General features: G+C 63.3%; 2 protein-coding genes. Both read right to left on the bottom strand.

Going from position 1 to position 2,999, the window contains the following annotated elements; all coding sequences use genetic code 11:
• A partial coding sequence (locus tag ABWY06_RS02720; protein ID WP_353924026.1) for a PepSY domain-containing protein occupies positions 1-2,524 on the bottom strand: 2,524 nt, incomplete at its 3' end.
• Between the two features lie 281 nt (positions 2,525-2,805).
• Positions 2,806-2,999 (bottom strand): hypothetical protein (locus ABWY06_RS02715; protein ID WP_353924025.1); only part of this gene is annotated, 194 nt, incomplete at its 5' end.

Raw genomic sequence — 2,999 nt, 5'->3', positions numbered from 1 at the left:
AGACGTCGCGGCGGTAGCGGCCCTGTTCGATCAGGCGCTCGACCTCGGCAGCGCCGAGTACATCGTTGAGCACTTGATCGACGCCTGAGGCCATGCCCTGCAGGCTGCCGCAGATGTAGATCACCGCACCGTCCGCCAGCCATTTCTTCAGCTCATTGGCCGATTCGCGCAGGCGATCCTGCACGTAGATCTTCTCGGCCTGGTCCCGGGAAAACGCCAGGTCCAGGCGCTCGAGATCGCCGGCAATCAACCACTCTTGCAGCTCATCGCGACACAGGTAGTCGTGCTCACGATTGCGCTCGCCGAACAACAGCCAGTGACGCTGTTGGCCATCGGCGATGCGCGCCTTGAGCAGGCTGCGCAAGCCGGCGAGGCCGGTGCCGTTGCCCAGCAGGATCATCGGCACCGTTTCATTGGGCAGGTGGAAGCCGCTGTTGCGCCGCACCCGCAGGCTGATGCTGCCGCCCACGGGGGCGTGTTCGGTCAGCCAGCCGGAACCGACGCCAAGGCTGCCATCGGCATGCAGCTCCTGGCGCACGATCAGCTCCAGGACACCATCGGCGGCAATCGAGGCGATGGAGTATTCGCGCATCGCCAACGGCACCAGCGCATCCACCAGCGCCTGGGCATGCAAGCCGACCAGGTGCGTACGGTTCTCGGGCAGTTGGCGACCGGCGAGGGCCTGCTCCAGGGTTTGCGCCAAGCCATCGAGTTCAATCGTGGCGCGGCCGTCGATCCCCAGGCCGTCGAGGAAGTGTTCGATGGCCCAAGGGCAATTGCGTGGCAGCACTTCCACCAGGTCACCGGCCAGCCAACTGCTGGTGGTGGGGGCGGCCAGGCCAAGCAGGTACACCGGGGCACCGCTGCTGTCCGGGTTGAGCAGCTCGCGACGGGTCAGGGTCCAGTTGTCGTAACGCGGGGCCTGCCAGGTGTCGATCGGCGCCTGGCCGGTCAGCTGGCCGAGTTGCTGCTGCCAGTGACGCAAGGCATAGGGGTCGCCACTGTCGACTTCCACCGGTGCGAACAAGGTCTTGCCGCCGTGCTCGCCCAGCCAGTTGTGCAGGCGGTGGGCGAACCCGCAGAAGTGCTGATACTGCCGGTCGCCGAGCCCAAGCACGGCGTAGTTCAGGCTGTCGAGGCTCAACGCCCGGCCCAGCACCTTGCGCTCGAAACCGCGGGCGCTGTCCGGCGCTTCGCCGTCGCCAAAGGTACTGACCACGAACAGCGCATTGCTTGAGCCCTGCAGATCCTGCTCGCTGACAGTGGCCAACGGCTGCACGTTGACTGGCAGGCCAGCAGCCTGCAACTGGCCGGCAGTCTGCCAGGCCAGTTGCTCGGCAAAGCCACTCTGGCTGGCGAAACCGATCAGCCATGCCGGGGTGTCGCCGGCGGGTTGGGCCAGGCCTTTGCGGGCGTCCTTGATCTGGCGTTTCTTGCGCCGGCGATCCAGGTACAGCAGCCAGCCGGTGATGAAGAACAGCGGCATGCTCAAGGCCGTGAGCGTCAGGATGATGCGTCCGACGATGCCGAAGTAGCTGCCCACGTGCAGCGCATAGATGCTGGTCAGCAGTTGCGCTTTGACGCTCTTGTCGCTGTAGCGGTCATGGCGTTTGATCGCGCCGGTCACCGGGTCGAGGCTGATCTGGTTCAGCGCACGGTCGTGGGGCGAGTTTTTCAACAGGTAGAAAACGGTCGCCGGTTGCCCGGCCACGGGGGGCATGCGCGTGTTGTAGAAGCTCAGGTCGGGACCGGCGGCGCTGTAGATGCTGCTCCACATCGCCGAATAATCGGCCGTCGGCGCCGGACCGCTTGGCCCAGGGCCGCGTCCGCCGCGCACACGTTCGTTCTGCGGCGAATCGGAAAGCAATCGGGTCAGGCCCTTGTTGTACCACTCGTAGGACCAGGACAGCCCGGTCAACGCGGCCAGGAGGTAAAACACCAGGCACCAGGTGCCGGCAATCGAGTGCAGGTCCCAGTTGAAGCTGCGGCCTTTTTTCTTCCAGTCGAGGGTCAGCCAGGCGCGCCAGCTTTTCCACTGGCGAGGCCAGCGCAGGTACAGGCCGGACAGGCAGAAGAACACCAGGATCAGGGTGCAGGCACCGGTGATCTGCCGACCGGTATCGCCCATGGCAAGGAAGCGGTGCAGTTGCAGCATCAGGCCGAAGAAGCCCTGGCCGGTGGCGTCGCCCAGCAGTTCACCGGTGTAGGGGTCGAAGTAGCGCATGGGGCCGCGCCGCTCGCCCGCTGGCGGAGTGAAGAACACTTTGGCGGCAGTGTCGCTGTCGATGCCCACCGAGAGCATTGCGACTTTCATGCCCGTCGTCGCTTCGATCTTTTCCACCAGATCGGCGGGTGGCAGCACGCCAGCGACTTGCTTCTGGACTTGCAACACGGAAGGGTTCAGCGCGGACAGGATCTCATCCTGAAACGAGACCGTCGCACCGGTGATGCCCATCAGGGCCAGGACCAGTCCGGCAGTGATGCCAAAAAACCAGTGCAACTGGAACAGGGTTTTCTTCAACACGTCGCTCGCCTTGTTCGTTCAAAAGTAATCATCACGGCGCGCATTATGCCGTGGGTTGTCGAGAAACATTCCCTTTGCACACAAAAGCCCCGTTCACCTGGATGAACGGGGCTGGCCCCCTGTGAGCTGCCGAAGGCTGCGATCTTTTGATCTTGAAAAACAAAATCAAAAGATCGCAGCCTGCGGCAGCTCCTACAGGTGAGTACGCATTGCCCTGTAGGAGCTGTCGAGTGCAACGAGGCTGCGATCTTTTAAAAGGCAGCGCCTACAGGTTTGAGTCATCAGAAGTGGAAGTTGGTGCTCAGCAACGCAGTCCGGCCCGCCGCCTGGTTGGCGAAGTGCGTGGAGAACGCCTTGTCGTAGTAGGTGACGTCGGTCAGGTTCTGCACGTTCAGTTGCAGGTCGATGTTCTTGGTCAGCTTGTAGGCGGCCATCGCGTCGTAACGCACATAGTCGTTGACCATGGTGGTGTTGG

It is taken from the genome of Pseudomonas sp., from assembly GCF_040514055.1.
GTDB lineage: Bacteria > Pseudomonadota > Gammaproteobacteria > Pseudomonadales > Pseudomonadaceae > Aquipseudomonas.
The sequence above is the reverse complement of the archived record's forward strand: the minus strand, read 5'-3'. Positions and strand labels throughout refer to the sequence as shown.